This window comes from Ensifer sp. SL37 (assembly GCF_026672675.1).
GTDB classification, from domain to species: Bacteria; Pseudomonadota; Alphaproteobacteria; order Rhizobiales; family Rhizobiaceae; genus Ensifer; species Ensifer adhaerens.
This window is the reverse complement of the sequence record NZ_JAPPRN010000006.1, coordinates 433932-457442: the sequence shown is the minus strand read 5'-3', so window position 1 is coordinate 457442 and position 23511 is coordinate 433932. Positions and strand designations below refer to the sequence as shown.

Below are 23511 nucleotides of genomic sequence, written 5' to 3'. Positions count from 1 at the left end.
GCCTAACCGGCCGATCCGACCGGCGCCGTTTCCTGGATCAGCAGCCAGGGGTTCGGTTCGTTGTCGACGAACTCCTCCCGGATATGCTTCAGCACTTTCCTTTGCCCGGCAAAGGGCACCATGCGGAGCGCTTCGTCAAAGCTCACCCAGCGAAACGCGCTGTGTTCGGCATTGAGCCGGACCGTGGCGCCCTTGGCTGCAAAGCCGACGAAGACGGGCAGCAGGCTGATGGCATTGCGGTCGGCCTCGTAAAACTGCTCGCAGATGTCGGCGGAATAGAAACGGTCGGGCCGCAGGCCCGTTTCCTCCTCGACTTCGCGCAGGCCCGCCTGCCAGGCCGTTTCATTCGCTTCGATCGCGCCGGCGACTTGGCACCAGGTTCCCGCAAGTGTTCCGGTGCGCTTGAGAAGGAGAACCTCGAAGGTGCTCCCAGCCGGGCGGAGAACGACAACCGAAACAGCAAAGCTCCTGATCGGTATTTCATGCATGCGGGCGCGTCCTCCTGATTCGACTGGCGCACCATGCAATGCAAACCACCGGCGCTCAACCTAAGCGATGGCCCGTCAAGCCTGGACCATCATATGCCGATGCGTCCGATCGCCGGAACCTTGATGCCGGGATTGGCGAAGTCGAAACCGGCGACAAGGCCGAAGAAATGCAGCTCGAGGCCGCTGCGAACACCCGCCGAGATACCGGCCAGGCCATAGAGCGTCGCGTGCAGGTCGCGCCCGTCGGCATCGATCTGGAACAGCTTTCCCTCCGGCAGATAGTCGCGGCCGACTGCGTCCGGCGGCAGCACGGCGCCGAGTTCCGGTACGGTTCGCAGCACGTGGGCGACGAAGGTGTTGGAGTTCGGGCCGGGCCAGATCCGGTAGCCGCCAGGCGAAGCGTAAGGGTAGCTGGCGATCGCCGCCTCGATCTTCGGGATCAGCCGCGTGGCGTCAGCGCCGGTCACCGAGACGACCAGCCGCGGCTCATTCGAGTACCAGCGTGCATCCGCCGGATAGCCGTTCCTGCGGATCGGTTTGCCCCAGCCGACCTTGTCGTAGCGATCGTAGGTGGCAGCGCCCTCATTCTTGGTCACGATCCAGGCGTGGCTCGCGACAGCACCCTTCATGCCGCCCGTGGTCGCCGAGAACACGTAGATCGCCGCGTCCGCGCTTTCCGTTGCCTTCGGCAGGATCCCGGCCGAGGACCAATCGGCGTCGCGCCAGCTTTGCGGCCGGTCCTGCATGTACCACCAGCCGGCCGAGGCCAACGCCGGCAGCAGGTAAATGACGAGAAAAGCAGCGGCCAGCCTGCGGGCGAATTTCATGAAAACTCCGTTCCTTGCCGGTAAAATCCTGCTAAATGCACGGAGCAATTTCGGATATTTGAGGGCAAGGCATGTCAAATCCCGTTCTCGTCGAAGTTACCCGCGGAAACCTCGTCGAAAGCCGCCACCGCGGCGTGGTCATTGCCGTCGACGGCGACGGCCGGACCGTCTTCTCGCTGGGCGAAACCGACAGCGCCGTCTTCCCGCGCTCGGCCTGCAAGGCGATGCAGGCGCTGCCGCTGATGGAAAGCGGCGCGGCCGACGCCTACGGCTTCGGCAACCGGGAACTGGCGCTTGCTTGTTCGTCCCATTCCGGTGAGCCGGAACATGTGGAACTGGCCGCCAAGATGCTGGCCGCCGCAGGCCGCGATGTCTCGGCGCTCGAATGCGGCGCCCATTGGTCGTCCGACCAGAAGACCCTGATCGGCCAGGCCCGCAGCCTGGAAGCGCCGACGGCGCTGCACAACAATTGCTCCGGCAAACATTCCGGCTTCATCTGTGCCTGCTGCCATTCGGGCACGGAGGTGAAGGGTTATGTCGGCTACGACCATCCGCTGCAGCGCGAAATCCGCGGCGCTATGGAAAGCCTGACGGGTGCGATCCTTGCCAAGGACAATTGCGGCGTCGACGGCTGCTCGATCCCGACCTATGCGGTGCCGCTGAAGGGGCTCGCACACGGTTTCGCGAAGATGGCGACCGGCGTCGGCCTTGAAGCCGAGCGCGCCCGCGTCTCGCGGCGGCTGATCGAGGCCTGCATGGCCGAGCCCTTTTTCGTTGCTGGCACCAAGCGCGCCTGCACGCGGCTGATGAAGACGGCGCCCGGCCGCATCTTTGCCAAGACCGGGGCGGAAGGTGTGTTCTGCGCCGCCATTCCGGAAAAAGGCATCGCGATCGCTTTGAAGTGCGAAGATGGTACGACCCGGGCTGCCGAAGCCATGGTCGCGGCAACGCTTGCCCGCTTCTTCAGGGACGAGCCCGAGCTGCACGCGGCGCTGATGGCGCAGGCCAACCATTCCATGCACAACTGGAACGGCATCCATGTCGGCGACGTCAGAGTGACCGACGCTTTCGCCGCCTGAACTGTGGCGGGCCATCTCGGCCCGCTCACTTTCCCGACGTTCCGCTTGTTGGCGCGGCGCGCCATCAAGCGCCGATGATCGCAATGTCCGTGCCGTCATAAGGGGCGAGCATGTCGTCGCTGATCTCGTTGGGAACGATGAAGCCCGAGAGCTCAGGGATCGCGGCCACGTGGTGCGGCGAGACCGCATCGAATTTTTCCACCGTTGCGAGCACGTAGGTTTCCGCGGCCTGGCCGAGGATCGCCCGCTTGACGGCCGCCTCCTCGAAGTCGCCGGTTGAAACACCGTGAGCCGGGTGAATGGCGGTGACGCCGAGGAAGAACAGGTCGGCTCGGATGCCGGCAATCGCTGCAAGCGCTGCTGCTCCCGTCGCGACCATCGAATGCTTGTAGAGCCGCCCGCCGATCAGGATAACCTCCGCTTCGTGGCGCTCGAGTTCGGCGGCGATCGTCGGGCTGTGGGTGACGACGGTCAGCCGCATGTCGCGCGGCAGCGCCCGGGCAATCTCTGCATTGCTGGTGCCGCCATCGAGAAAGATTGTCTGACCGGCTTCGATCATCGCAGCCGCCTTTTGTCCGAGCCGGCGTTTGACATCGCCGGCGATCTCCTGACGCGCCGCAAAGTTGGGCAGCGGCGGCACCAGAGGCAGCGCGCCGCCGTGCACGCGCTTCAGCAGTCCCTCCGCCGCCATTTCGCGCAGATCGCGCCGGATCGTGTCCTCGGACAGGTTCAACTCGTCAGCCATGCTCTTGGCGACGACCTCGCCGTCTCGCGCCAGCCGCGCCGAAATCAAAGCCCGCCTCTGTATCGTCAGCATGAAATGTCTCCTTGACTCTTCACGATATTGCACGAAATATCACGATTATTCCAGAATAATCTGGATCGTTCATAGCATCTCGGGAGAGAAAAATGCTGATCTTGATCGCAGGCCCCTATCGTTCGGGAACCGGGGACGAACCGGCGAAAATGGCCGCCAACCTGAAGCGGCTGGAAGAGCCGTCCTATGCGCTGTTCAAGGCAGGCCACGTGCCTGTCATCGGCGAGTGGGTGGCTCTGCCGGTCTGGCATGCGGCTGGCGGCGCGCGGATCGGCGACGATCTCTATGAGGAGATTTTTCATCCCGTTGCGGGCCGGTTGCTGGCGCTTTGCGAGGCCGTTCTCCGCCTGCCGGGCGACAGCAAGGGAGCCGATAACGACGTGCGCATTGCCCGCGAGCGTGGCATTCCCGTCTATTATCGCCTGGAGGACGTACCCGGCTGCAGCGAGCCGCTGGTCGCGTGAACGTGCAGGCCCGGCAGTTGTAGCCTGCCGGGCACCCCTAAACGACGGCGGACGGCAGCGATCTGTGGCGCCTTGCCACTTCTGCTTGTCAATCGGGGTGACTTCCTTTCTTCTGCAGCCGGTCTTTGCTTTGGGGCGACACGGCAGGAAGCGTGCGGTTCTCCGCGCGCATGCCGCTTCTATCCATGGAATTGACAGAGCCGGTTCGGTCCATCGACATCACGTCAACCGGTCCGCATGATCGCAGAGGAGAGCTCAAAGTGTTGAAACTGTTCTACGCCCCCGCAACCTGTTCACTGGCTTCGCATATCGCGCTGGAAGAAGCGGGCGCCGAATACGAGGCGCGCCGTGTCGATTTTTCGACAGCCGAGCAGACCAAGCCCGACTATCTCGCGGTGAACCCGAAGGCGCGGGTCCCAGCGCTCGTGACCGACAGGGGCGTCATCACCGAAACGCCGGCGATCCTGACCTATATCGCGCAGGCCTTCCCAGCTGCGAAGCTCGCTCCGGCGAACGACACCTTCGCCTTCGCGCAGTTGCAGTCGTTTCTGAATTACCTCTGCTCGACGGTGCATATCGCCCACGCCCATGGCCGCCGCGGCGCACGCTGGGCCGACGATCCGGCCGCGCATGAGGCGATGAAGGCCAAGGTCGCCTCCAACATGACCGCCTGCTACGAACTGATCGAAAGCAAGATGTTCGAAGGGCCGTTCGTTTTTGGCGACAGCTATTCGATCGCCGATCCCTATCTCTTCACCGTCGCCGGCTGGATCGAGCCGGACGGTGTGGATCCCGCGCGCTTCCCAAAAATCGTCGATCACCGCAACCGCATGACGGCACGTCCGGCCGTCGCCCGGGTGCTGGCGATGCTGAAGGTCTGACGCCTCGGCAGTTGCGGCTACATCAGGATGTAGTTCTTCGGCTGCGGTAGAGGCGGAAGGTTGGTCTCGCCCAGCGCCTCGCGCAGGTTGATTTCGATGGTCTCGGCAAGCGCAACGATCGGCAAGTCGTTCGGCAACACGCCGAACGGCTCCTCCAGTTCGTCGCCGAGCGCGTCGAGGCCGAAGAAGGTGTATGCGACAAGCGCGGTGACGAAGGGCGTCGCCCAGCCGAGCGCATCGGCAAAGCCGAAGGGCAGCAGAAAGCAGAAGAGATAGGCGGTGCGGTGCAGGAGCAGCGTATAGCCGAACGGCACGGGGGTGTTGCGGATCCGCTCGCAGGCCGCAAGCATGGCCGACATCTTGCCGAGCGTGCCATCCAGCTGCGCCCACTGAAAGTCGCTGATCGTGCCGGTTCCGTGCAGTCCGGCGAGAATGCCGCCCATTTCGCGCAGCAGAAAGTCCGGTCCGTTGCGGCTTGCCTTGTAGCCGGCAACGAGATCTGTCGGCAGCCGCGCTAGCGGTCTACCGACATCGCTTCCCGGCCGCAGATGGCAGACCAGCGCGTGGCCAAAGGCGATCGTGATGTCGAGCAGGCGCTGCCGCTCGGTTCCGGCAAGGATCAGCGTCTGGCGGGCGAGGTCGCGTGCGGTGAAGATCAACTGTCCCCAGTGCTTCCGCGCCTCCCACCAGCGGTCGTAGCAGGCATTGTTGCGGAAGCCGAGAAACACGGAGAGCGCGATGCCGAGCAACGCGAAGGGGCCGCTGCTGACGCTCGGCACCAGGCCGGGATCGACGCGGTGCGCCCAGACGACGAAAGCGGAGAGCGCAAAGACGAACAGCACTTGCGGAAAGATCCGCTGGATGACCGAACCCCGGAGGATGAAGAAGAGTTTCAAAAGGGTGGGGCGGTTGCGAACGATCATGGAAATACCTGTCCGGCTGTTCGCTTAACCGGTATAGGCGCCGGCTTGGAAATGGAAGAGCCGTCCGTTCGGCGAAGTCCCCGCGTAGCCAGGATTATTTTGCCTGGGATGTCGGGCTTCCTGTCTGCCGCGCGTCCTTGGCGTGTAACGCCAACAGGGAGACAATGACGATGCGCAAGGTGGTTGCAGGCATGCAGATGTCCATCGACGGTCTGATCGACGGGCCGGATGGCTATACGGACTGGGTCGATTCCTGGTCGGATACGTTCGACCTCCTGCCCGAGATCGACGCCTGCGTCCTCGGGAACGGCATGTATTCGGGCTACGAGCAGTATTGGAGCGCGATCAAGCGCGACCCGCATGCGCCGCTGGAGTTCACCGGCCAGTTGCCGACGCCCGAAGAAATCGAATACGCGGACTTTGCGCTTGGCACGCCGCATTATGTCCTCTCGAAAACCCGTTCTGACGTCGAATGGGAAAACGCCAGGATCGTGCGCGACGTCTCCGAAATCGAGACGCTCAGGCAGGCGCCGGGCCGAACCATCTATGTCGTCGGCGGCGCGCGCACGGTGTCGAGCCTGATGGACCACGGCCTGATCGACGAACTGCGTCTCACCATCCACCCGCTCGTGGTCGGCAAGGGCAAGGCGCTGTTCGACACCGTGGCGGAGCGCCATCATGTGCAGCTCGATAACGTGAAGCGACTGGATGGTGGCAAAGTCTGCCTAGTCTACAAGGTCGGCGGCGGAGCCTGACCTGGCTCGAGGAAGCTCGCGGCGAGCCGCCTTGGCGCCTTCTCGCGCCAGGCGGCAACCAGCCGCCCGGTTAGGCTTTGGTCGTCGATTTCCGAAAGCCGCACCAGCATAGCGGGCCAGCCCTTGTAGTGATCCGTTTGAAAGTAGAGCCCCGGGTCGAGCTCCAGCAGCATTTCCTTTTCTTCGAGCGCGCACATGACGACCAGCGTCTCGCCATCCTTCATGCGCACAAAACTCTTGTCTTTCACCAGCAGCGCCGGCGTACCGTAGGACGTGCCGATCGTCACTTCGGGCAGGCCTGCAGCCTCCGCCAGCCTGACGACACGGATGAAGTTGCGCTCGAGATCGTCGCTCATCCGGCCAGCATATCATAGTGCAGCTTCAAAGCCGCAGGTCCTAGAGGCGGCTGCCGGTGCACTCCGCCGTGCGTGGCCACGGCCAGCCCGGGAAGGGCAGGTCACCGAGTTCGCGCCCATCCATCCGTTCGAGATCCGGATGCTGCAGCGGATCGCGCGCCCAGGCGAGCGGCGCATCGTCCTTTCGGTCGTCGGATGTTTTGAGCGGCGTCAGTTTCGAGAGAAGCCTAAACATGGCGGACCATCCTTTCGATGCTTGGATGATCCGCCTGTCCTGTCATCTTTTCAATTGAGAATGGCAGAGATCGTGTTTAGAAAAACTATATGAGAGATCTGAACACGGTACATTTGAACGGGCTGCGCGCCGTCGAGGCTGCCGGCAGGCTGGGATCGCTGGCCGCCGCGGCGGACGAATTGGGCGTGACCCCTGGCGCCGTCAGCCAGCAGATTGCCAAGGCGGAGGCCCAGCTCGGCCGCGTGTTGTTCGAGCGCACCCCGCGCGGCCTCGTGCCCACCGATTTCGGCGAGCGCTTCCTCGCGCGCATCAGCAACGCCTTTCACGAGCTGGCAGAGGCCGTGGCTTCAGCGCGCCGCCGTGACGAGTCGGTGCTGACCATCTCGGTCGCGCCGGTCTTTGCCGCCCGCTGGCTGGTCTATCGGCTCAACCGTTTTGCCGAACGCCATCCCGACATTCGCCTGCGCATCGACGCGACGACAAAGCTCGTCAATCTCGACACGTCGGATGTGGATGTCGGCATTCGCGTTGGTACGGGCGAGTGGCCGGGCGTGAAATCCGAGCCGCTGTTGCAGCAGGAGGTTTTTCCGGTCTGTTCGCCGGCCATGGCCGAAGGGCTTCGGAAGCCTGCAGATATTCTAAAACTGCCCGCTGTTATTGACGGCCATTCGATGTTCAGCTGGGAGGTGTGGCTCCGCGAAGTCGGGCTCTCGGGCGCGGAAGTGAACGTGCGCCACACCTTCAATGAGGCGTCGCTGGTGCTCGATGCCGCGATCTCCGGCCAGGGGGTGATGCTCGCCTGGCAGACACTCGCCGGCTTTGCGATCGCGCAGGGCAGCCTTGTGGTACCGTTCGGCATCCGGGTGCCGACGGGCTTCGGCCACTACTTCGTCAGCGCGCCGTCACGGCGCGAAAGCAAGGCCGCCAAGGCGTTCAAGCGCTGGGTTCGTGATGAGGTGGAGGAGGGCATGCGCCTGCTCGACATCAAGGCGCCGCGCGTTCGCTTCGACGCGGCGACCATGGGCTGATCGCAGGGAGGCCCCCCTTATTGACCGCTCAGTCCGCCAGTTCTTTCAGGCGTTCTTCCATCATCGCCTTGAAGGCCGGGCGGGCATGGCAACGGGCAAGCCAGGCCGAAACCCGCGGATGCTTGTCGAACAGCTGCGTCTGGCTCATGGCGTAGCGGAAGACCTCCGCAAGATTGAGGTCGGCGACGGTGAAGCGATCGCCGACGAGATAGTCGCGTCCGTCGAGGTGGCTTTCCATGCGGGCAAAGACCTTGTCGAGCGACGTCACGCATCTGGCGATCATCGCCTTGCCTTCATCCGTGTTCTCGGCGCCGTAGTCGTAGGTCAGGATGATCTCTACGGTGTGCGGCTCGACCTCGGTCGCCGCCCACATCGTCCAGTTGCCGATCAAGCCTTCCTCGGCGATATCGGCAGGCGCCAGTGGGCCGCCATACTTGCGCGCGAGATAGAGATTGTTGGCAAGCGATTCCGTCAGCACCACGCCATCATCCTCGATCGCCGGGATCAGCCCCATCGGATTGACGGCGAGGAAGGCGAGCGACTTGGTGTTGATCGGCGCATCAGCAGCCAACGGATCGGCGACGCGGCGTGCCTGGATGACCGGTACCGATTGGAAATGGATGCCGAGTTCCCGCGCCATCCAGTAATTGCGCGATGCGCGCGAGCGATAAACCCCATAGATCGTCAGCATGCCGTGTTCCTCCCGTCCTGTGTTGTCGCCTGTCTTAGGCAAGCACCGGGAGTGACGGAAGCGGGCGGCGCTGATAGCACACATGAAATCTTTTGATGGTCCGTGCGGCGCTTTGCCGACTTGCGTTTGCGGTCGCAGATCTTTAGCTGTCGCCCGTCGATTTGGGGATGCATTTGGCAGGGCTTTTAGGGGATCGGTTGACGAACTTGGCGGCGCGCATGCTTTGCGCGCTGGTTCTCGTCGTTTCGGCCTTGATCCAGCAACCGGCCGCCGCCATGCCGCGGTCGCTGGATGCTATCGCCTACGTCCTCCCGGATGGCAGCCTTGCCGATCTTTGCCTCTCTGGCCACGACGATCCCGATGGAAAAGGTGGCACGAAGGGCCACGGCTGCCAGTCCTGCTGCCTGGTTGCGCCCGCCGACCTGTCGGCGCCTTACCCGATCGTCTTGCCGTCGCAAGCCCGCGCGCGCCCGCTTTCCGTTCCAGCCGGCGATTTCGGTTTCGTTCGCTCGGTGCTCTTAACCGGAGCAGGGCCAAGGGCGCCACCAACGGTTTTCTCCGCCTGATACGCGCTTGAACGACAGCTGATTGGCCTTGAGGCGTCCATCTTCGACGCGCATTGCCGTGATCGGCGGTCGTCCCGATCACCAAGAGGCGAAGCCGTGCAAACGGTCCTTCCCGGAGAAAACCATGACAACCGCATCCTTCACCAATGCCGTGGACAGCCCCGCGGCCACAGAGCGCGGCATCTCGCTCTACCGTGCCATCTGGCGCTGGCACTTCTTTGCCGGCCTGCTCGTCATCCCCTTTATGATCAGCCTGGCGCTGACCGGGGGGCTTTATCTGTTCAACGACGAGATCGACGATACCGTCTTTGCCTACCGCAACGTCGTGGCAGTGGGCGCCGAACGGATGTCGCCCTCGGCGATCGTCGCGACGGCGGTGGAGTCCGTGCCCGGCAGCGCTGCCGTCTCCTATCGCACGCCGGCCGGCGTGGATCGCTCCGCACGCGTCACTGTCGGCATCGGCAAGGCGCGCATGCTGGTCTTCGTCGATCCCTACACCGGCGCGATCCTCGACCGGGTCGCGCCATCGGAGGAGTTCAACCAGGTGGTCGAGGACCTGCACAGCCTCGACTATTTCGGCAAGTCGGTCGAAACAATCATCGAGATCGTTGCGGGCTTTGCCATCCTGTTGGTCTTCACCGGCATCTATCTCTGGTGGCCGCGCCAGCAGACCGGCGGTGTGTTGACCGTGCGCGGCACGCCGGCACGCCGGGTGTTCTGGCGCGATCTCCATGCGGTGACCGGTATCGGCGCCGGCCTGCTGATCGTCTTTCTCGCCTTCTCCGGGCTTCTGTGGTCCGGCTATTGGGGTGCAACGGTCAACGGCAAGCTGACGGCGATGGGGCTCGGCTATCCGGCAGCGCTTTGGGATGAGGTCCCGACCTCCAGCAAGGTGTCGACCGACGTGTTGCCCAGGGCCAATTGGCTGATGGAAAACGCGCCGGTTCCGGCGTCCAGCGGTGGCGCGGGCGAGCCGGTCGGGATCGATCGCGCCGTCGCGATCGCGGATGCTGAGGGCATGCTGCCCGGCTACGAGCTCGCGATCCCGCTCGACGAGACTGCCGTCTATACGGCCGCCATCTTTCCCGCCGACCTTGCGCGGGAGCGCACGATCCATATCGATCAATATTCCGGCAAGCCGCTCGTCGACATTTCCTTTGGCGATTACCCGGCGTTCGGCAAGGCCATCGAATGGAGCATCAACGTGCACAAGGGGCAGGAATGGGGGCGCGTCAACCAGCTCCTGATGCTGGCCGCCTGCATTTCCATCGTGCTCGTTTCCCTTTCCGCCGTCATCATGTGGTGGAAGCGGCGCCCGGCGGGACGCATCGGCGTGCCCCCGATGCCGCCGCGGCGCAGCGTCTATGTGGGCTTGTGGCTCATGGCCATTGTCTTCGGGCTGGCGTTTCCGTTGACGGGCATCGCGATCGTCGTCATGGTGATCGTCGATCAATTGCTGATGCGCGTTGCACCGGTGCGCCGGCGGTTGTCCTGAGCGGACATTAAGGGGTGGCGTCGTCCACCCCTTCTATCGCCTCTTGCAACTTGACCGTTGCAACCTCTACACGATTTTTCTACAGTTATTTAGGAAGAGCTAACTCTTGCTCGTCTAACGTGAAGTGGGGAAAGATCGACCAGCGACGCGGCGAAGAGCGTCGGGAGGCCTTGCTTGGCGAAGAACACGTCCCGCAATCCGCGATATGCCGCTCTCAATGCCGGCGGCAACGCGGAAACGCGCCGCCTGATCGACGCCAGCAATCGGCTGGCCGAGGAGGTCGCGCGCATCTTTCCGAGCGAACCCGATATCGCCGATCGCCACTACTGGTTGGAGACGATCATCAACCACGTGCCGGACTACATCTACGCCAAGGATGTGGAGGGGCGGTTCCTGATCGCCAATCAGGTGACGGTTGCCGACAACGGGCTCGAAGCCATGAAGGATATCGTCGGCAAGACCGATTTCGATCTCCATCCGCCGCAGATGGCCAAGGCGATTGCCGACATTGAGCGTCGCGTCATCGAAACCGGCGAGCCGATCTTCGGCATCGAGGAACGGGCCATCGTCAGCAAGGGCCGCGATCGCTGGCTGATGACCTCCAAGGTGCCGCTGCGCAACAAGAGCGGCAAGATCGTCGGCATCGTCGGCGTTTCGCGTGACATCTCCGACCGCAAGGCGGCCGAGCGGCTGCTCGAAGGGCAGGCGCGCCTGCTTGAGATGATCGCCAACGGCCGGCCGCTCGACGCCTTCTTCCGCGACATGATCCTGTTGATCGAAGCCTTGATGCCGGGCATCAAGGGCTCGGTGCTGCTGCTGTCGCCCGATGGCCGCTATCTCTTCCACGGCGCAGCGCCAAGCCTCGACGAGGCCTATTGCGCGACCATCCACGGCGTCGAGATCGGCCCGCGCATGGGCTCCTGCGGCACGGCCGCCTGGCGCGGCGAGCAGGTGATCGTCTCGGATATTCAGGTCGATCCGCTCTGGGACGATTATCGCGAGCTGGTGCTTCCCTACGGCTTCCGCTCCTGTTGGTCGACCCCGATCCATTCGCGTGAGCGCAAGGTGCTCGGCACCTTCGCGCTCTATTCCGATGTCGTCGGCGTGCCCGACGACGGACAAAAGGAACTGATCGCCATGGCGGCGCATCTCGCCGGCATCGCGATCGAGCGCAAGCAGGCGGACGATCGCATCAGCTTCATGGCGCACCACGACGCGCTGACCGGTCTGCCCAACCGCGCACAGTTCGAGGAACAGGTCGCCGAGGCGCTGGAAGCCCTGCGCGGCAGCGGCCAGTGGGCGGTGCTCGCCTTCCTCGATCTCGACAATTTCAAGCTGGTCAACGATACGCTCGGCCACGCCGCCGGCGACGAACTCTTGAAGGTCACGGCCTCGCGCATGCGCGCTTCGGTGCGTAAGTCCGACATGGTCGTGCGGGTCGGCGGCGATGAATTCATCCTGCTTTTGAACGGGCTTCCCTGCGAGCGCGATATCGTGCTGGCTCGGCTCGAGGATATCCGGCGAGCGATCGCCGCGCCGATGCAGATCGAGGGCCGCAGCCTGCAGGTCACCTGCAGCATGGGGGTCGCCTGTTTTCCCAATCAGGGCAAGACGGTCGGCGAACTGCTCGCCAATGCCGACATGGCGATGTACCGGGCCAAGGAGCTCGGCCGCAACAACCTGCAGGTCTTCACCGAAGAGATGGCCGCCAAGGCGCATGAGAAGCTCAAGCAGCAGGAGGAGCTGCGCCAGGCGCTCGCGCGGCAAGAGTTCTTCCTGCAGTTCCAGCCGCAGATGAATCTGGCGACTGGCCGCGTTTTCGCGGCCGAAGCCTTGCTGCGCTGGCGCCATCCCGAACGCGGCACGGTCTCGCCGGCGGCGTTCATTCCGCTCGCCGAGGAAACCGGGCTGATCGTGCCGATCGGCGACTGGGTGCTGCGCGCGGCCTGCCGCCAGGCCAGGGCCTGGCAGGATGCCGGCCTGCCGCCGCTGATCATCAGTGTCAACGTTTCGGCGCGCCAGTTCCGTGAGCGCAACTGGGCCGCCCATGTCGCGGCAATTCTCACAGAGACCGGGCTTGACCCGTTCTGCCTCGAACTGGAACTGACCGAGAGCCTGATCATGCAGGATGTCCCTGGCGCGATCGCCACCATGCACGAGCTGCAGGCGATCGGGGTGCACCTGGCGATCGATGATTTCGGCACCGGCTATTCGAGCTTGAGCGCGCTCAAGCGCTTCCCGGTGCGCCGACTGAAGATCGACCGGTCCTTCGTCGCCGACATTCCGACGGATCTCGACGACAACGCGATCACCGCCGCGATCATTTCGCTTGCGCGGAACCTCGGCCTTCGTGTCATTGCCGAGGGTGTGGAAAACCAGGCCCAGGTGGAATTCCTGCGCCAGAGCGGTTGCGACGAAATTCAGGGCTACTTCTTCAGCCGGCCGCTCTCGGCTCCGGATTTCGAGGCGCTGATGCTGCAGCCGCGGTTCAGTATCTACAGCGTTTGAGCCCTGCCACCCTCGCGACGCAAGCTTCGTTCCAGCCGTAAATGCAAGCATCGCCCCAATCCGTGGGGGCTGTGCGTAGCATTTCGTTAAGCAAATTCATGCAGCACTCCTCATGCCGCACTCAAGCCCCCAGAGTTCGATGTCCTCTTCAGTCCTTTTCTCCCGTCGCCAGTTTCTTCGCTCGTCCGGCGTGGCGCTCGCCTCCGCCGGTCTTGCGAGCTGCACTTCGTCGATGAACACGGATGTCTTTCGCTATGAGACGGCGCCGGTGTTCCGCAATCCAGCGGTCGAGGGACGGTTTACCGATCCGCGCGCCGAAGGCATCTATGAAAGGCAGGATGGCCCAGGGCCAGTTCCAACCGGTCTTCCGCCGCAGGGCCTCTATGTCTCGGACATCTATGCCTCTGTGAGCGACAGTGGCTATCAGGTGCCGGAAATTCCCTATCGCCAGATCGACGCGCGCTTCTACCGCCAGGAGGTCAGCGATCCCTTCGGCGAGCAGCCGGGCACGATCGTCGTCGATACCGGCGACCGCTACCTCTATCTGATCCAGCCGGGTGGCCGGGCGCTGCGTTACGGCGTCGGCCTCGGTCGCGAGGGTTTTGCCTGGTCGGGTCGCGGCGTCATCCAGTGGAAACAGAAGTGGCCGCGCTGGACCCCGCCGGACAGCATGGTCGCCCGCCAGCCACAGCTAAAGCCCTATTCGGCCCAGAACGGCGGTATGGCCCCAGGCCTCAACAATCCGCTTGGTTCGCGCGCGCTCTACATCTTCCAGAACGGCCAGGACACGCTTTACCGAGTTCACGGCACGCCGGAATGGAAGTCGATCGGCAAGGCGGTCTCGTCGGGCTGCGTGCGCATGCTCAACCAGGATGTCATGGATCTCTACGATCGCGTCCGCGGCAAGGCGCCGATCCTCGTTATCTGATGACGGTCAGGGACGGATATCCGCCCCTCACGTTTCCGCACAGCACCCACCGCGTGGAGCGGAAGGCAGGTCGGTCAATCCTCGCCGGGGCCGGCATTGAGCTGCCGCGTCAGCTGATGCAGCGTCTCGCGAATGTCTTCTGCTTGCTTCAGGCTGCATCCCGAGGCCTTGCTGATGCCGATCAGGATGCCGAAGGCCTCGTTTTTCAGGTCCTGGCCCTTGTCCGTCAGCCGCACGATCACCTGACGTTCGTCGCTCGGGTCGCGCTGGCGACCGACATAACCGGCTGCCTCCAGGCGCTTGAGAAGCGGCGACAACGTGCCTGAATCCAGACCGATCTCCTCGCCGATCCGCTTGACCGTCATCTCGTCCTGTTGCCAGAGCGCCAGGAGCACGAGATATTGGGGATAGGTGAGGCCGAAACGATCGAGCAGCGGCTTGTAGGCGCGGTTGAATGCATGCGCCGCAGAGTAGACCGCAAAACACAGCTGCTTGCCGAGCGCGAGTGCTTCCTCGGGAATGGTGTCGCTATGTGCCGCCTTGTTCGTCATGCGCCATTGTCGCAAAAAGACGCTCGAAATGCAATTTGCAAAATTAATTTGCGTACAATTGAATTTTGCGCTATCTAAATCGCATTCACTCAGGAAACGCAAAGGAGACCCCGCCAATGCCCATTCTTTACCGCACCACTGCATCCGCAACCGGTGGCCGCGCCGGCCAGGCCAAAAGCGCCGACGGCGTGCTCGACGTCACGCTCACCGTTCCGAAGGAACTTGGCGGCGACGGCGCCCGCGGCACCAATCCCGAGCAGCTCTTTGCAGCCGGCTACTCGGCCTGCTTCCTCGGCGCGCTGAAATTCGTGGCCGGCAAGGAGAAGGTAAAGCTTCCGGAAGACACCACGGTGACGGGAACCGTCGGCATTGGTCCGCGCGAGGATGGCACCGGCTTCGGCATCGATGCTGCGCTCGAAATCACTTCGCCGGGCGTCGACAAGGCCGTGCTCGAAGATCTCGTCCAGAAGGCGCATATCGTTTGCCCCTACAGCCATGCAACCAAGGGCAACATCGACGTCAAGCTGACCGTCGCGTGAGTTTCTCAGATTGAGTTCTCTCAGATCCCCTGTTGAAAGAAGCCCGGCGGTCTCCGTCGGGCTTCTTTTTTCAGGCATGCTGTGCCGGTCTACTGCAAAACCTCGATGACCCGCCTGCTCTGCGGATCAACCAGCACCCTTTGCTGGTTGACGACGACATAGCCGTAGGTCGGTTGCTGCGGGATCGGGTAGACCTCGACCGTGTCGGGCAGGGGTTCGCCCACGACGACAGTGCCGTCATAGGTCACGGATGGGCTGGTTTGCTGAAGGACGTAGGTTTTGACCTCGCCGGGAACGATGACCGTCGTGGTCTGAGCCAGGGCGACGCCGGAAAAGGCAAGGCTTGCCACAAAACCGGCTAGGATGATTTTCTTCATGACAGTACCTCCTGTCCCTAGCCAACGGTCCGGCGACCGATTGGTTCCCCTGCCGCGGCGCGGGAACCTATGCTTCGACTGGGAGCTGCTGGAACCTATGCTCGGGCTGAGGAGTTGATGAGCAGGAGGTAAAATAGGATGATCGCCAGGCCGAAAACCAGAACCTGCGCGCTTGCGCAGCGAGAGCTCGAATGCGCGACCGCATTGCGCGAGGAGTTCCAACTGCTGACGGATCTCGCCGAGCGGGTAGGGTGGCATTGGGACGAGATCGCCTTGGCTCTGCTGGAGTTGACGGACGAATACGCCGCCACCCAGCGGGCCGCCGTTGCGGTGAGCGGGCGCCGCTTGAGCGCTTCACCCTCCCCAACACACGGCATTGACAAGACACGGCATTGATCGGCACGGCGGGCCGTCGAGTCATTTCGCCGTGCCGTTCCGGCATCCCGCGCGGGCCTTAAGCCTTCTTCAGAAATTCGGTGCGCATCACCCGACCCTTGGTCTTTTCGACGCGGCACTCGACTTCATCGGGGGAGGATGCGCTTGACCATCGTCCCGCGCTTCAGCGTCGTCGCGGTTCCCTTGCCTTTCAGGTCTCTGATCAGGGTGACGTTGTCGCCGTCCTTGAGGATGGCGCCGATTGAATCCTTCACATCCATGCGGATGTTCCAGAAATGACGACGCGCCCTGATTTGGTCAGGGCGCGTGGGAATGGATGGGCCGCGTCGGCCGGTCTTGGTTAGCGTCGGCTAAGGCTGCCGAGGATGCCGCGCACCAGGGCGCGGCCGACCTGGGTCGCGACTGTGCGGGCGACCGATTTCATCGCCGCTTCGACGACCGTCTCGCGCTGGTAGCCGGAGCTGCGCGGGCGCGCCTGCTTGCCGGCCGGTGCCGCCTGATCGTCGTCGCCAAAGCCCGGCAGCGTCCAGCGGCTGCCGCCGGTGCTCGCCTCGCTCGTCTGCTGCTCGGCCTGAGACTGTGCCTCGGCCTGTGCGTCGGCTGCCTTTTTGGCGCGCGCTGCCAGAATTTCGTAGGCCGATTCACGGTCGAAATCCTCATCGTAAAGCTCACGGACCGGGCTGACGTCCATGACCTTCTTCCGTTCGGCCTCCGTCAGGGGACCGACGCGGGACTGTGGCGGTCGCACCAGCGTACGCTCGACCATCGAGGGCGCGCCCTTGCCTTCGAGCGTGGAGACCAGAGCCTCGCCGGTGCCGAGATTGGTGATCACCGTGGCGCAGTCGAAATCCGGGTTCGGGCGGAAGGTGTCGGCGGCGGTCTTCACCGCCTTCTGGTCGCGCGGCGTATAGGCGCGCAGCGCGTGCTGAACGCGGTTTCCGAGCTGACCGAGAACCGTGTCGGGCACGTCGAGCGGGTTCTGGGTGACGAAATAGACGCCGACGCCCTTGGAGCGGATGAGGCGCACGACCTGTTCAACGCGCTCGATCAGTGCCTTCGGCGCGTCGTTGAAGAGCAGATGCGCCTCGTCGAAGAAGAAGACCAGCTTCGGCTTGTCCGGGTCGCCCACTTCCGGCAGCTCCTCGAACAGTTCCGACAGTAGCCAGAGCAGGAAGGTGGCGTAGAGCCGCGGGTTCATCATCAGCTTGTCGGCCGCCAGCACCGAGATCGCGCCGCGGCCGTCATTGGTGGTGCGCATGATGTCGGAAATCTTCAGCGCCGGCTCGCCGAAGAAATGTTCGGCGCCCTGCTGTTCGAGGATCAGCAGCTCGCGCTGAAGCGAGCCGACCGAGGACTTGGAAATGAAACCGAACTGATTGGAGAGCGTGCTGGCATTGTCGCCCATGTAGTTGAGCAGCGCCTGCAGATCCTTGAGGTCGAGCAGCGGCAGTCCGCCCTCATCGGCGATCTTGAAGGCGATGTTGAGCACGCCTTCCTGCGCGTCGGTCGCGTTCATAAGCCGCGACAGGAGCAGCGGGCCCATCTCCGACATGGTGGTGCGAACGCGATGGCCCTTCTCGCCGTAGATATCCCAGAAGATGACCGGGAATTCCTGAAACTCGTAAGGATTGGTCGGCAGGCCGATCTGTTCGGCACGCTTCAGGATGAAATCCTTGGCCTCGCCGATCGCGCCGATGCCGGAGAGGTCGCCCTTGACGTCGGCGCAGAAGACCGGGACGCCAGCGTTGGAAAAGCCTTCGGCAAGCACCTGCAGGGTGATCGTCTTGCCGGTGCCGGTGGCGCCGGTGACCAGGCCGTGTCGATTGCCGAACTTGAGCTCCAGATACTCGCCCTTGTTGATCGAATCATCAGGCTTGCGGCTGGTGCCGATAAAGAGCTTGCCTTCTTCCAACATGTGGGCTTCATCTCCGTTTCATCAATGAAAGCGGGCGGTTCGCAGTGTCGCAGGGGCGCGCCGTCATCGAAATGTGCCTGGATTTCTGTTATAGGTGGTGCGGTTGCGCCCGGCAACAAGGCTGTGCCTATCCGCGACCGGAATGCGGCGATATCGATAGGTCGATAGTCACGGCTCACGGCTTGTTATTTGGTGGGCGATCATTTACCTTGACGTCAACGTCAAAAATCCAAAATGAGGGAGTTTCTCCATGAATGAACTGGTCACGCGCGTTGCTGAAAATGTCGGCATCGAGCCGGCAACCGCCGAAAAGGCTGTCGGCATGATCCTCGGCTTCCTGCAGCGCGAAGCCGCCGACGGTCCGGTTGCCCAGATGATTGAAGCGATCCCGGGCGCGTCCGAACTGATCGCTCAGTACAACGGCGAAGGCACCGGCGGCGGCGGCCTGCTCGGCGGTCTGATGTCGGCGATCGGTGGTGGCGGCGTCATGGCGCTCGGCCAGCAGCTGATGAGCCAGGGCCTCGGCATGGGTGAAATCACCGGACTTGCAAAGGAAACCATCGCGTTCGCCAAGGAGAAGGCCGGCGCAGACGTGGTCGACGAAGTTGTCGCTTCGGTTCCGGGTCTCAGCCAGTTCGTCTGATACCGGCGACTCGAATCTAAAAAACGAAGCCCACCGGCGTCTGCCGGTGGGTTTTTTGTTGCCTGCGGCGGCCGTCAGCGTTCCGGCCTGCTTTCCCGTAGCGTCCGTTCGAGTGTGGGCGTCAGCGCGATGCAAAGAACGGCACTGGCGCCGATAAAAGCCGCACCCGATGTCCATCCGTAGAACTCGATCGCGGTTCCGACCGCGACGGGGCCGACGAGTTGCCCGAGATTGCTGCCCTGCATCAGCAGGCCCATCGCCATCGGCGCAAGCGCCGGACGTGGCGACAGGAGCGGCACCGATGAGATCAGCGTCGCCGGAATGAGCCCGCCGATCGCGGAAAACAGGAGGCAGAGCGCCAGGATCAGATGTCCGCCTGAAGGGCTCAGGAAGATCCAAAGGCCTGACACGCCGGTCAGCAACGCGGCGCTTGCGACCAGCCTGCCGCGGGCGAAGCCGCGGGACAGAAGATGGCCGGCGGCCAGATTGCCGAAGACGTTCACCAGCGTGATGACGGCGCTCAACAGGCCAACGGTTCCAAGCGAGACCTGCAGGCGCTCGATCAGCAGGATCGGCAGAAAGCTGGAAAGCGTGAAGCTCATCAGGCTGTAGAGCGAAAACAGCGCGAAGAGCAGCACGGGCCCGCGGCTCGTCAGCGTTTCCGCGGCATCATCCCGGAAGCGGGTGGCGACACGGGGCGTTTGCCGGGATGGCGACACGGCCAGGAAAATGGAGGCGAGGCTCGCAAGCGTGAGCAGCCCGTTGCTCCACCAGATCGCCTGCCAACCGGTAAAGGCGGGCCCCGTCAGCATGGCGATCGCCATGCCCGCGGGCATGAAACAGCTCCAGAGGGCAAAGACGAGGTCGCGGCGCTCCTGCGTCACCAGACGCATGAGGATGGCGGGGCCGGCGACGACGACAAGCAGAAAGCCGAAGCCCTCGATGATGCGCGACAGCAGAAGCAGCGTGAATGCTGGGCTCGCCGCGCCGGCAAAGGAACCGAACGCCAGCAGCGCCATGCCGATGCCAAGCAGGCGCCGGTCGCCGATAGCTGTGACGAACGCGCCGGCTGCCATGCCCCCGACGACGCCAACGACTGCGAAGACGGAGGTGATCCAGCCGAGGGCAGAAAGGTTGAGCCCAAGATCGGATTGAAGCAGCGGGCCTGCAATCAGCCCCTTGCCCACCTGCATCGCCGCGACCACGCCGGCCGCAACAACGGTCATCACGCCCGACCAATCGGTTCTTTCGCGAACAAAGGCTGCGGCCGTGGCCATCAGGCGATCTCCCCAACGCGGGTGCGTCCGGCAACCAGCGCTGCCGCCAGTTCCGCCACGTGGCGCCCCTGGAAGCGTGCGCCTTCCAGTTCGTTGGCGCTCGGCTGCCGGTCGCCGCCGCTGCCGTCATCGGCCAGCGTCGAGGCGCCATAGGGTGATCCGCCGGTGATTTCGTCCATGCGCATCTGGCCTTTGAAGCTGTAGGGAAGGCCGGTGATCACCATTCCGAGATGCAGCAGTACGGTATGCGTGGCGAGTATCGTCGATTCCTGGCCGCCATGCTGGCTTCCGGTCGAGGTAAAAACGCTGCCGATACGCCCGACCAGGGCATCGCGCGCCCAGATCCCACCCGCCTGGTCGAGAAAGTTCTTCATCTGGGCAGCCATGTTGCCGAAGCGTGTCGGCGTGCCGATGATGATCGCGTCATAGTCGGGCAGTTCGGCGACTGTTGCCACCGGCGCATCGTGGTTGCGCTTGTAGCCGGCCTTGACGGCCACGGCTTCCGGGACGATTTCCGGCACGCGCTTGAGCGCGACGGTGGCGCCGGCGGTGCGCGCACCCTCGGCGACGGCCTTCGCCATGGTCTCGATGTGGCCGTAGGAGGAATAGTAGAGCACGAGCACCTTGGTCATTTCGGTTTCCTTTTTGTGGGTGGCATTGCCGTTCACAGAAAAGATGGGTGCTTTTCTCGATCTCTTGGAGTGATATAATTTTCATCAAGATGATCTATGGAATCGATCATGCTCGATGCCCTTACTCTCGATCAGATGCGGACCTTCGTGACCGTCGCCGAAAGCGGAAGCTTCCGCGCCGGCGCCGCCAGGCTCTCACGGGTGCAATCGGCCGTCAGCCACGCCATCGCCAACATGGAGGCCGAACTGGGGGTCGCCCTTTTCGACCGTTCCGGCCACCGGCCGGTCCTGACGGCGGAAGGGCATGCGCTGCTCGCCAATGCGCGCGACATCCTGTTGCGGGTGGACGCGATGCGCGCCCGGGCACGCGGGCTCGGCGAAGGCATCGAGCTTGAGCTTTCTCTGGTCGTCGATACGCTGTTTCCGATCGAGACCGTCGGCCTGGCGCTGAAGGAGATGCGCGGCGCCTATCCGGATGTGTCGATCCGGCTTGCGGTCCTGCCGCTCGGTGGGCCGCTCGACGGCCTGGTCGATCGCCGCTTCACGCTCGGCATCACTGTCGGCGAAGATTTCCGCGACCCGGCGATCGCCCGTCGGGCGCTTGCGACGGTCGAACTCGTCGCGGTCGTTGCCGCAAATCATCCCTTGGGGCTGCGCGCAGGGGGAGACGTGCTCGACAATGCCGAGCTTGCGGACCATCTGCAGATCGTCCTGTCGGATCAGTCGCAGCGCACGGTCGGGCGCGACTACGGCGTGCTCTCGCCGCAAACCTGCCGTGTCAGCAGCCAGGACACAAAACATGCGATGATCCGCTCGGGCCTCGGCTGGGGTCGATTGCCGTTCTGGCAGGTGGAGCGCGACCTTGCGGAAGGCCGGCTCGTGCGCATGCCGACGGCCGCCCTTGGTCGCAACAGCCAGGTGGGGGCCGAAGCCTATCTCGTTCACCGGATCGACGAGCCGCTCGGGCCGGCCGCCCGCGTCTTCAACGAGGCTCTCGCCCGGATCTGCGCGGAGGGCTAGCGTCGGCCGTTGAGCGCGAAGGCGAGCGTGAAGACCACCAGCACGACGCCCACGCCGATCGGGCCAGCGATCGGGTTGATGAAGTTCATCAGCGCGCCGGTCGCGCCGGATCCAGCCGCGCTGCCGGCGGCATAGGCGAGCGAAAAGGCGGCACTGCCGGCAACCAGCATGCTGCCGCGATACTCTTCCCCGAGCATGGTGAGCGCCGCCGTATAGAGCGCGAAGCTCGCCGCGCCGATGAAGGCGAAGGTCAGAAGCAGAGCGATATCGGACGACAGCAACGGCACGAGCAGATAGCCGCTGGCAGCGACCGCGGCCGCCGAGATCGCCACCCGGCGGCGCGGCAGGCGGTCGAGAAGCACGCCGATGAAAGGCTGTGCCACAGCTGTCGGTATCGCCAGCGCCGTTACGCTCAGCGCGGCAAAGGCCTGGCTGTGACCGGTCTTGACGAAATAGACCGGCATCGCCGAGATCGCGGCGATATCGGCAAATCCGAACATCAGCACCATGAGGATCAGCATCGGCGCCTTCCCGAAAAAGGCGAAGAGGTCCCGCGTCGAGGACGGCTCGGGCCGGGTGCGGGCGCCCATGGTCAGCAGCCCAGTGAGGAAGGCGACGAGTGCGATATAGATCGCCAAGAGGGCAAAGCCGAGACCGCCGCTGGTGCCGAGCAACGGGATCGCCAGCGGACCGGCCGCAAAGCCGCCGCACATGCCGGCCCCATAGAGGCCGGAGACGCGGCCGCGCAGCCGGTCCGGGCAGGCGGTGTTCAGCCACGCTTCACCAAGCATGAAGACCATGCTGACGAAGAAACCCAGGGCAAAGCGGGCGATAAACCAGATGACGAGTTCCGACGACGAGGCAAGTGTCGCGAGACAGATGGAACAGCCGATGAGGCTGGCGATGATCAGCTTGTCGGCCGAGGCGAGCCGCGTCAGCCGCCCTAGAATAAGCGTCGCAACACCGAGACCGGCGGCAAAGCCCATGGCATTGAGGCCGATCATGCCCGCCGAAACGCCGCGGCTCTCAAGCGAAAGCGAGATCAGCGGATAGGTGAGCCCCTGCGCCACCGAGAAGGCGGTGACACCGAGAACGACGGCGATAATCGCCGGCCAGTCGGGAGCAAAATCGCTCGCCTGTGCCTCGTGCAACGACATCGCCCCCTCCCTACGATCCGTGTCCTTGAGGCGATGTCCATATCGTATCCGCCGCCGGCAGGGAATTGGCCGGCGGCGAAATGATTGCGTTCGTTAAGCAGCCTTGTCCCAGACGGGGGCAAGGCCTTCCGGGTTGACGATGCGGCCGTCGGCACGCGCAAGGGCGTGGATTTCGGCCATTTCGCCGTCGCCGAGCGCAAAGTCGAAGATCGCGAAATTTTCCTTCAGGCGATCGATCGTCGCGGTCTTTGAAAGGGTGATCACGTCCTTCTGCTGCACGAGCCAGCGCAGCGCTACTTGCGCGGCCGTCTTGCCGTGGCGGGCACCGATCTCCTTCAAGAGTGGATCGCTCGGCACCTTGCCGTTCGCCATCGCATAGTAGGCGGTGATCGACATGCCGTGCTTGCGGGCGGTCTGAAGCACCTTGGTCTGATCGAGATAGGGGTGGTACTCGACCTGGTTGGTGGCGATCGGCGCGTCGCTGAGCTTCACGGCCTCTTCGATCTGCGCCGTGTTGAAGTTGCTGACGCCGATGTGGCGAACCTTGCCGGCCTTGTGCACTTCGTTGAGAGCGCCGATGCGCTCGGCCATCGGCACGTCGCTGCCGCCCGGCCAGTGCAGGAGAAGCAGGTCGACATGGTCGGTCCGCAGCTTCTTCAGGCTTTCGTCGACCGAGGCGAGGAAGTCGCGATGGGCATATTTGTCGACCCAGACCTTGGTGGTGAGGAAGATATCGGCGCGTGACACGCCGGAATTATGGATGGCCTCGCCGACTTCGGCCTCGTTGCCGTAGATCTGCGCCGTATCGACGTGATGGAATCCGAGCTTCAGGGCTTCCGGCAGAACGCGCAGCACATCGGCGCCGGGCATGCGGAAAGTGCCGAAGCCGAGCGCCGGAATGTTGGCGCCGTTGGAATTGACGGAATGCATCGTGGGTAACTCCTTGTACTGGGCATGTTATGC

Annotated in this window: 27 protein-coding genes and 1 pseudogene; 13 read left to right on the top strand and 15 right to left on the bottom strand. The window is 63.7% G+C overall.

Going from position 1 to position 23511, the window contains the following annotated elements; all coding sequences use genetic code 11:
- Positions 1 to 2 precede the first annotated feature (2 nt).
- Both OVA00_RS14430 and OVA00_RS14425 read right to left on the bottom strand, forming a co-directional pair.
- Positions 3 to 488 carry an NUDIX hydrolase gene (locus OVA00_RS14430; protein ID WP_060603950.1) on the bottom strand — a complete coding sequence of 162 codons (486 nt, stop codon included), beginning with the start codon at positions 486 to 488 and terminating at the stop codon, positions 3 to 5.
- 89 nt (positions 489 to 577) lie between these two features.
- The gene (locus OVA00_RS14425) at positions 578 to 1315 is read right to left on the bottom strand and encodes a DUF3750 domain-containing protein (RefSeq protein WP_134886156.1); all 738 of its coding nucleotides are present in this window, start codon (positions 1313 to 1315) and stop codon (positions 578 to 580) included.
- 71 nt (positions 1316 to 1386) lie between these two features.
- On the opposite strand from OVA00_RS14425, the gene OVA00_RS14420 reads away from it, so the two are divergent.
- Entirely contained in the window at positions 1387 to 2394 is a 1008-nt protein-coding gene (locus OVA00_RS14420) for an asparaginase (RefSeq protein WP_034789224.1), read from the top strand.
- A gap of 64 nt (positions 2395 to 2458) precedes the next feature.
- On the opposite strand, the gene OVA00_RS14415 is transcribed toward OVA00_RS14420, so the two are convergent.
- A complete protein-coding gene (locus OVA00_RS14415) occupies positions 2459 to 3211 on the bottom strand; it encodes a DeoR/GlpR family DNA-binding transcription regulator (RefSeq protein WP_060603959.1) in 753 nt (250 codons plus the stop codon).
- Between the two features lie 92 nt (positions 3212 to 3303).
- Between OVA00_RS14415 and OVA00_RS14410 the strand changes: the two genes are divergently transcribed.
- Together OVA00_RS14410 and OVA00_RS14405 are read left to right on the top strand one after the other, a co-directional pair.
- Positions 3304 to 3675 (top strand): hypothetical protein, encoded by a 372-nt coding sequence (locus OVA00_RS14410; protein ID WP_060603962.1) that lies wholly within the window; start codon positions 3304 to 3306, stop codon positions 3673 to 3675.
- 260 nt (positions 3676 to 3935) lie between these two features.
- Entirely contained in the window at positions 3936 to 4556 is a 621-nt protein-coding gene (locus OVA00_RS14405; protein WP_060604103.1) for a glutathione S-transferase family protein, read from the top strand.
- Positions 4557 to 4573: 17 nt separating this feature from the next.
- Here the strand turns inward: OVA00_RS14405 and OVA00_RS14400 are convergent, their stop codons facing one another.
- Positions 4574 to 5479 (bottom strand): bestrophin family protein, encoded by a 906-nt coding sequence (locus OVA00_RS14400; RefSeq protein ID WP_268089228.1) that lies wholly within the window; start codon positions 5477 to 5479, stop codon positions 4574 to 4576.
- A gap of 164 nt (positions 5480 to 5643) precedes the next feature.
- Between OVA00_RS14400 and OVA00_RS14395 the strand changes: the two genes are divergently transcribed.
- A complete protein-coding gene (locus OVA00_RS14395; protein WP_268089227.1) occupies positions 5644 to 6234 on the top strand; it encodes a dihydrofolate reductase family protein in 591 nt (196 codons plus the stop codon).
- Here OVA00_RS14395 and OVA00_RS14390 read toward each other — a convergent pair.
- Together OVA00_RS14390 and OVA00_RS14385 are read right to left on the bottom strand one after the other, a co-directional pair.
- Positions 6210 to 6590: an MmcQ/YjbR family DNA-binding protein gene (locus tag OVA00_RS14390; RefSeq protein ID WP_034789228.1), complete on the bottom strand. Its 381-nt coding sequence runs from the start codon at positions 6588 to 6590 to the stop codon at positions 6210 to 6212. The genes OVA00_RS14395 and OVA00_RS14390 overlap by 25 nt on opposite strands.
- Before the next feature lie 40 nt (positions 6591 to 6630).
- A complete protein-coding gene (locus OVA00_RS14385; RefSeq protein WP_034789229.1) occupies positions 6631 to 6825 on the bottom strand; it encodes a hypothetical protein in 195 nt (64 codons plus the stop codon).
- An 89-nt stretch (positions 6826 to 6914) separates the two neighbouring features.
- On the opposite strand from OVA00_RS14385, the gene OVA00_RS14380 reads away from it, so the two are divergent.
- Entirely contained in the window at positions 6915 to 7853 is a 939-nt protein-coding gene (locus OVA00_RS14380; protein WP_060516259.1) for a LysR substrate-binding domain-containing protein, read from the top strand.
- Between the two features lie 28 nt (positions 7854 to 7881).
- Here the strand turns inward: OVA00_RS14380 and OVA00_RS14375 are convergent, their stop codons facing one another.
- Complete coding sequence (locus OVA00_RS14375) at positions 7882 to 8544, bottom strand: glutathione S-transferase family protein (protein WP_034789232.1); 663 nt, start codon at positions 8542 to 8544, stop codon at positions 7882 to 7884.
- Positions 8545 to 8741: 197 nt separating this feature from the next.
- On the opposite strand from OVA00_RS14375, the gene OVA00_RS14370 reads away from it, so the two are divergent.
- From OVA00_RS14370 to OVA00_RS14355, 4 genes are all read left to right on the top strand, one after another.
- On the top strand, positions 8742 to 9110 hold the full coding sequence (locus tag OVA00_RS14370) for a hypothetical protein (RefSeq protein ID WP_268089226.1): 369 nt from the start codon (positions 8742 to 8744) through the stop codon (positions 9108 to 9110).
- 124 nt (positions 9111 to 9234) lie between these two features.
- Positions 9235 to 10605, top strand: coding sequence for a PepSY-associated TM helix domain-containing protein (locus tag OVA00_RS14365; RefSeq protein WP_268089225.1), 1371 nt, complete (start codon positions 9235 to 9237; stop codon positions 10603 to 10605).
- A gap of 174 nt (positions 10606 to 10779) precedes the next feature.
- Positions 10780 to 13113, top strand: a complete 2334-nt coding sequence (locus OVA00_RS14360; protein WP_268089224.1) for a putative bifunctional diguanylate cyclase/phosphodiesterase — start codon at positions 10780 to 10782, stop codon at positions 13111 to 13113.
- Positions 13114 to 13252: 139 nt separating this feature from the next.
- On the top strand, positions 13253 to 14041 hold the full coding sequence (locus OVA00_RS14355) for a L,D-transpeptidase family protein (RefSeq protein ID WP_034789236.1): 789 nt from the start codon (positions 13253 to 13255) through the stop codon (positions 14039 to 14041).
- Positions 14042 to 14115: 74 nt separating this feature from the next.
- Here the strand turns inward: OVA00_RS14355 and OVA00_RS14350 are convergent, their stop codons facing one another.
- Positions 14116 to 14592: a MarR family winged helix-turn-helix transcriptional regulator gene (locus tag OVA00_RS14350; protein WP_060584243.1), complete on the bottom strand. Its 477-nt coding sequence runs from the start codon at positions 14590 to 14592 to the stop codon at positions 14116 to 14118.
- Positions 14593 to 14708: 116 nt separating this feature from the next.
- On the opposite strand from OVA00_RS14350, the gene OVA00_RS14345 reads away from it, so the two are divergent.
- Positions 14709 to 15131, top strand: a complete 423-nt coding sequence (locus OVA00_RS14345; protein WP_060603983.1) for an organic hydroperoxide resistance protein — start codon at positions 14709 to 14711, stop codon at positions 15129 to 15131.
- 89 nt (positions 15132 to 15220) lie between these two features.
- On the opposite strand, the gene OVA00_RS14340 is transcribed toward OVA00_RS14345, so the two are convergent.
- Complete coding sequence (locus tag OVA00_RS14340; RefSeq protein ID WP_060584245.1) at positions 15221 to 15508, bottom strand: DUF1236 domain-containing protein; 288 nt, start codon at positions 15506 to 15508, stop codon at positions 15221 to 15223.
- A gap of 138 nt (positions 15509 to 15646) precedes the next feature.
- Between OVA00_RS14340 and OVA00_RS14335 the strand changes: the two genes are divergently transcribed.
- Positions 15647 to 15904 (top strand): hypothetical protein, encoded by a 258-nt coding sequence (locus OVA00_RS14335; protein ID WP_060516252.1) that lies wholly within the window; start codon positions 15647 to 15649, stop codon positions 15902 to 15904.
- Positions 15905 to 15962: 58 nt separating this feature from the next.
- Here the strand turns inward: OVA00_RS14335 and OVA00_RS14330 are convergent.
- Positions 15963 to 16164: pseudogene (locus OVA00_RS14330) on the bottom strand (PhnA domain-containing protein).
- A gap of 80 nt (positions 16165 to 16244) precedes the next feature.
- Positions 16245 to 17819, bottom strand: coding sequence for a helicase HerA-like C-terminal domain-containing protein (locus OVA00_RS14325; RefSeq protein WP_060516251.1), 1575 nt, complete (start codon positions 17817 to 17819; stop codon positions 16245 to 16247).
- Between the two features lie 250 nt (positions 17820 to 18069).
- Here OVA00_RS14325 and OVA00_RS14320 point away from each other — a divergent pair, with 250 nt between their 5' ends.
- Positions 18070 to 18462: a hypothetical protein gene (locus tag OVA00_RS14320; protein WP_034789243.1), complete on the top strand. Its 393-nt coding sequence runs from the start codon at positions 18070 to 18072 to the stop codon at positions 18460 to 18462.
- Between the two features lie 74 nt (positions 18463 to 18536).
- Here OVA00_RS14320 and OVA00_RS14315 read toward each other — a convergent pair whose 3' ends face one another.
- The gene (locus OVA00_RS14315; RefSeq protein WP_268089223.1) at positions 18537 to 19739 is read right to left on the bottom strand and encodes an MFS transporter; all 1203 of its coding nucleotides are present in this window, start codon (positions 19737 to 19739) and stop codon (positions 18537 to 18539) included.
- Positions 19739 to 20371 (bottom strand): NAD(P)H:quinone oxidoreductase, encoded by a 633-nt coding sequence (wrbA, locus tag OVA00_RS14310; protein WP_113293446.1) that lies wholly within the window; start codon positions 20369 to 20371, stop codon positions 19739 to 19741. Before wrbA ends, OVA00_RS14315 begins: the two co-directional genes overlap by 1 nt.
- Positions 20372 to 20479: 108 nt before the next feature.
- Here wrbA and OVA00_RS14305 point away from each other — a divergent pair, with 108 nt between their 5' ends.
- Positions 20480 to 21391, top strand: coding sequence for a LysR family transcriptional regulator (locus tag OVA00_RS14305; protein WP_060516543.1), 912 nt, complete (start codon positions 20480 to 20482; stop codon positions 21389 to 21391).
- Here the strand turns inward: OVA00_RS14305 and OVA00_RS14300 are convergent.
- Entirely contained in the window at positions 21388 to 22548 is a 1161-nt protein-coding gene (locus OVA00_RS14300) for an MFS transporter (RefSeq protein WP_268089222.1), read from the bottom strand. The genes OVA00_RS14305 and OVA00_RS14300 overlap by 4 nt on opposite strands.
- Positions 22549 to 22641: 93 nt before the next feature.
- A complete protein-coding gene (locus OVA00_RS14295) occupies positions 22642 to 23478 on the bottom strand; it encodes an aldo/keto reductase (RefSeq protein ID WP_060584252.1) in 837 nt (278 codons plus the stop codon).
- Positions 23479 to 23511 lie beyond the last annotated feature (33 nt).

Coding starts and splice junctions, on each gene's coding strand:
- OVA00_RS14430 (WP_060603950.1), bottom strand. CDS start 488: ATGCATGAAATACCGATCAGGAGCTTTGCTGTTTCGGTTGTCGTTCTC.
- OVA00_RS14425 (WP_134886156.1), bottom strand. CDS start 1,315: ATGAAATTCGCCCGCAGGCTGGCCGCTGCTTTTCTCGTCATTTACCTG.
- OVA00_RS14420 (WP_034789224.1), top strand. CDS start 1,387: ATGTCAAATCCCGTTCTCGTCGAAGTTACCCGCGGAAACCTCGTCGAA.
- OVA00_RS14415 (WP_060603959.1), bottom strand. CDS start 3,211: ATGCTGACGATACAGAGGCGGGCTTTGATTTCGGCGCGGCTGGCGCGA.
- OVA00_RS14410 (WP_060603962.1), top strand. CDS start 3,304: ATGCTGATCTTGATCGCAGGCCCCTATCGTTCGGGAACCGGGGACGAA.
- OVA00_RS14400 (WP_268089228.1), bottom strand. CDS start 5,479: ATGATCGTTCGCAACCGCCCCACCCTTTTGAAACTCTTCTTCATCCTC.
- OVA00_RS14395 (WP_268089227.1), top strand. CDS start 5,644: ATGACGATGCGCAAGGTGGTTGCAGGCATGCAGATGTCCATCGACGGT.
- OVA00_RS14390 (WP_034789228.1), bottom strand. CDS start 6,590: ATGAGCGACGATCTCGAGCGCAACTTCATCCGTGTCGTCAGGCTGGCG.
- OVA00_RS14385 (WP_034789229.1), bottom strand. CDS start 6,825: ATGTTTAGGCTTCTCTCGAAACTGACGCCGCTCAAAACATCCGACGAC.
- OVA00_RS14380 (WP_060516259.1), top strand. CDS start 6,915: ATGAGAGATCTGAACACGGTACATTTGAACGGGCTGCGCGCCGTCGAG.
- OVA00_RS14375 (WP_034789232.1), bottom strand. CDS start 8,544: ATGCTGACGATCTATGGGGTTTATCGCTCGCGCGCATCGCGCAATTAC.
- OVA00_RS14365 (WP_268089225.1), top strand. CDS start 9,235: ATGACAACCGCATCCTTCACCAATGCCGTGGACAGCCCCGCGGCCACA.
- OVA00_RS14355 (WP_034789236.1), top strand. CDS start 13,253: ATGTCCTCTTCAGTCCTTTTCTCCCGTCGCCAGTTTCTTCGCTCGTCC.
- OVA00_RS14350 (WP_060584243.1), bottom strand. CDS start 14,592: ATGACGAACAAGGCGGCACATAGCGACACCATTCCCGAGGAAGCACTC.
- OVA00_RS14345 (WP_060603983.1), top strand. CDS start 14,709: ATGCCCATTCTTTACCGCACCACTGCATCCGCAACCGGTGGCCGCGCC.
- OVA00_RS14340 (WP_060584245.1), bottom strand. CDS start 15,508: ATGAAGAAAATCATCCTAGCCGGTTTTGTGGCAAGCCTTGCCTTTTCC.
- OVA00_RS14335 (WP_060516252.1), top strand. CDS start 15,647: ATGATCGCCAGGCCGAAAACCAGAACCTGCGCGCTTGCGCAGCGAGAG.
- OVA00_RS14325 (WP_060516251.1), bottom strand. CDS start 17,819: ATGTTGGAAGAAGGCAAGCTCTTTATCGGCACCAGCCGCAAGCCTGAT.
- OVA00_RS14320 (WP_034789243.1), top strand. CDS start 18,070: ATGAATGAACTGGTCACGCGCGTTGCTGAAAATGTCGGCATCGAGCCG.
- OVA00_RS14315 (WP_268089223.1), bottom strand. CDS start 19,739: ATGGCCACGGCCGCAGCCTTTGTTCGCGAAAGAACCGATTGGTCGGGC.
- wrbA (WP_113293446.1), bottom strand. CDS start 20,371: ATGACCAAGGTGCTCGTGCTCTACTATTCCTCCTACGGCCACATCGAG.
- OVA00_RS14305 (WP_060516543.1), top strand. CDS start 20,480: ATGCTCGATGCCCTTACTCTCGATCAGATGCGGACCTTCGTGACCGTC.
- OVA00_RS14300 (WP_268089222.1), bottom strand. CDS start 22,548: ATGTCGTTGCACGAGGCACAGGCGAGCGATTTTGCTCCCGACTGGCCG.
- OVA00_RS14295 (WP_060584252.1), bottom strand. CDS start 23,478: ATGCATTCCGTCAATTCCAACGGCGCCAACATTCCGGCGCTCGGCTTC.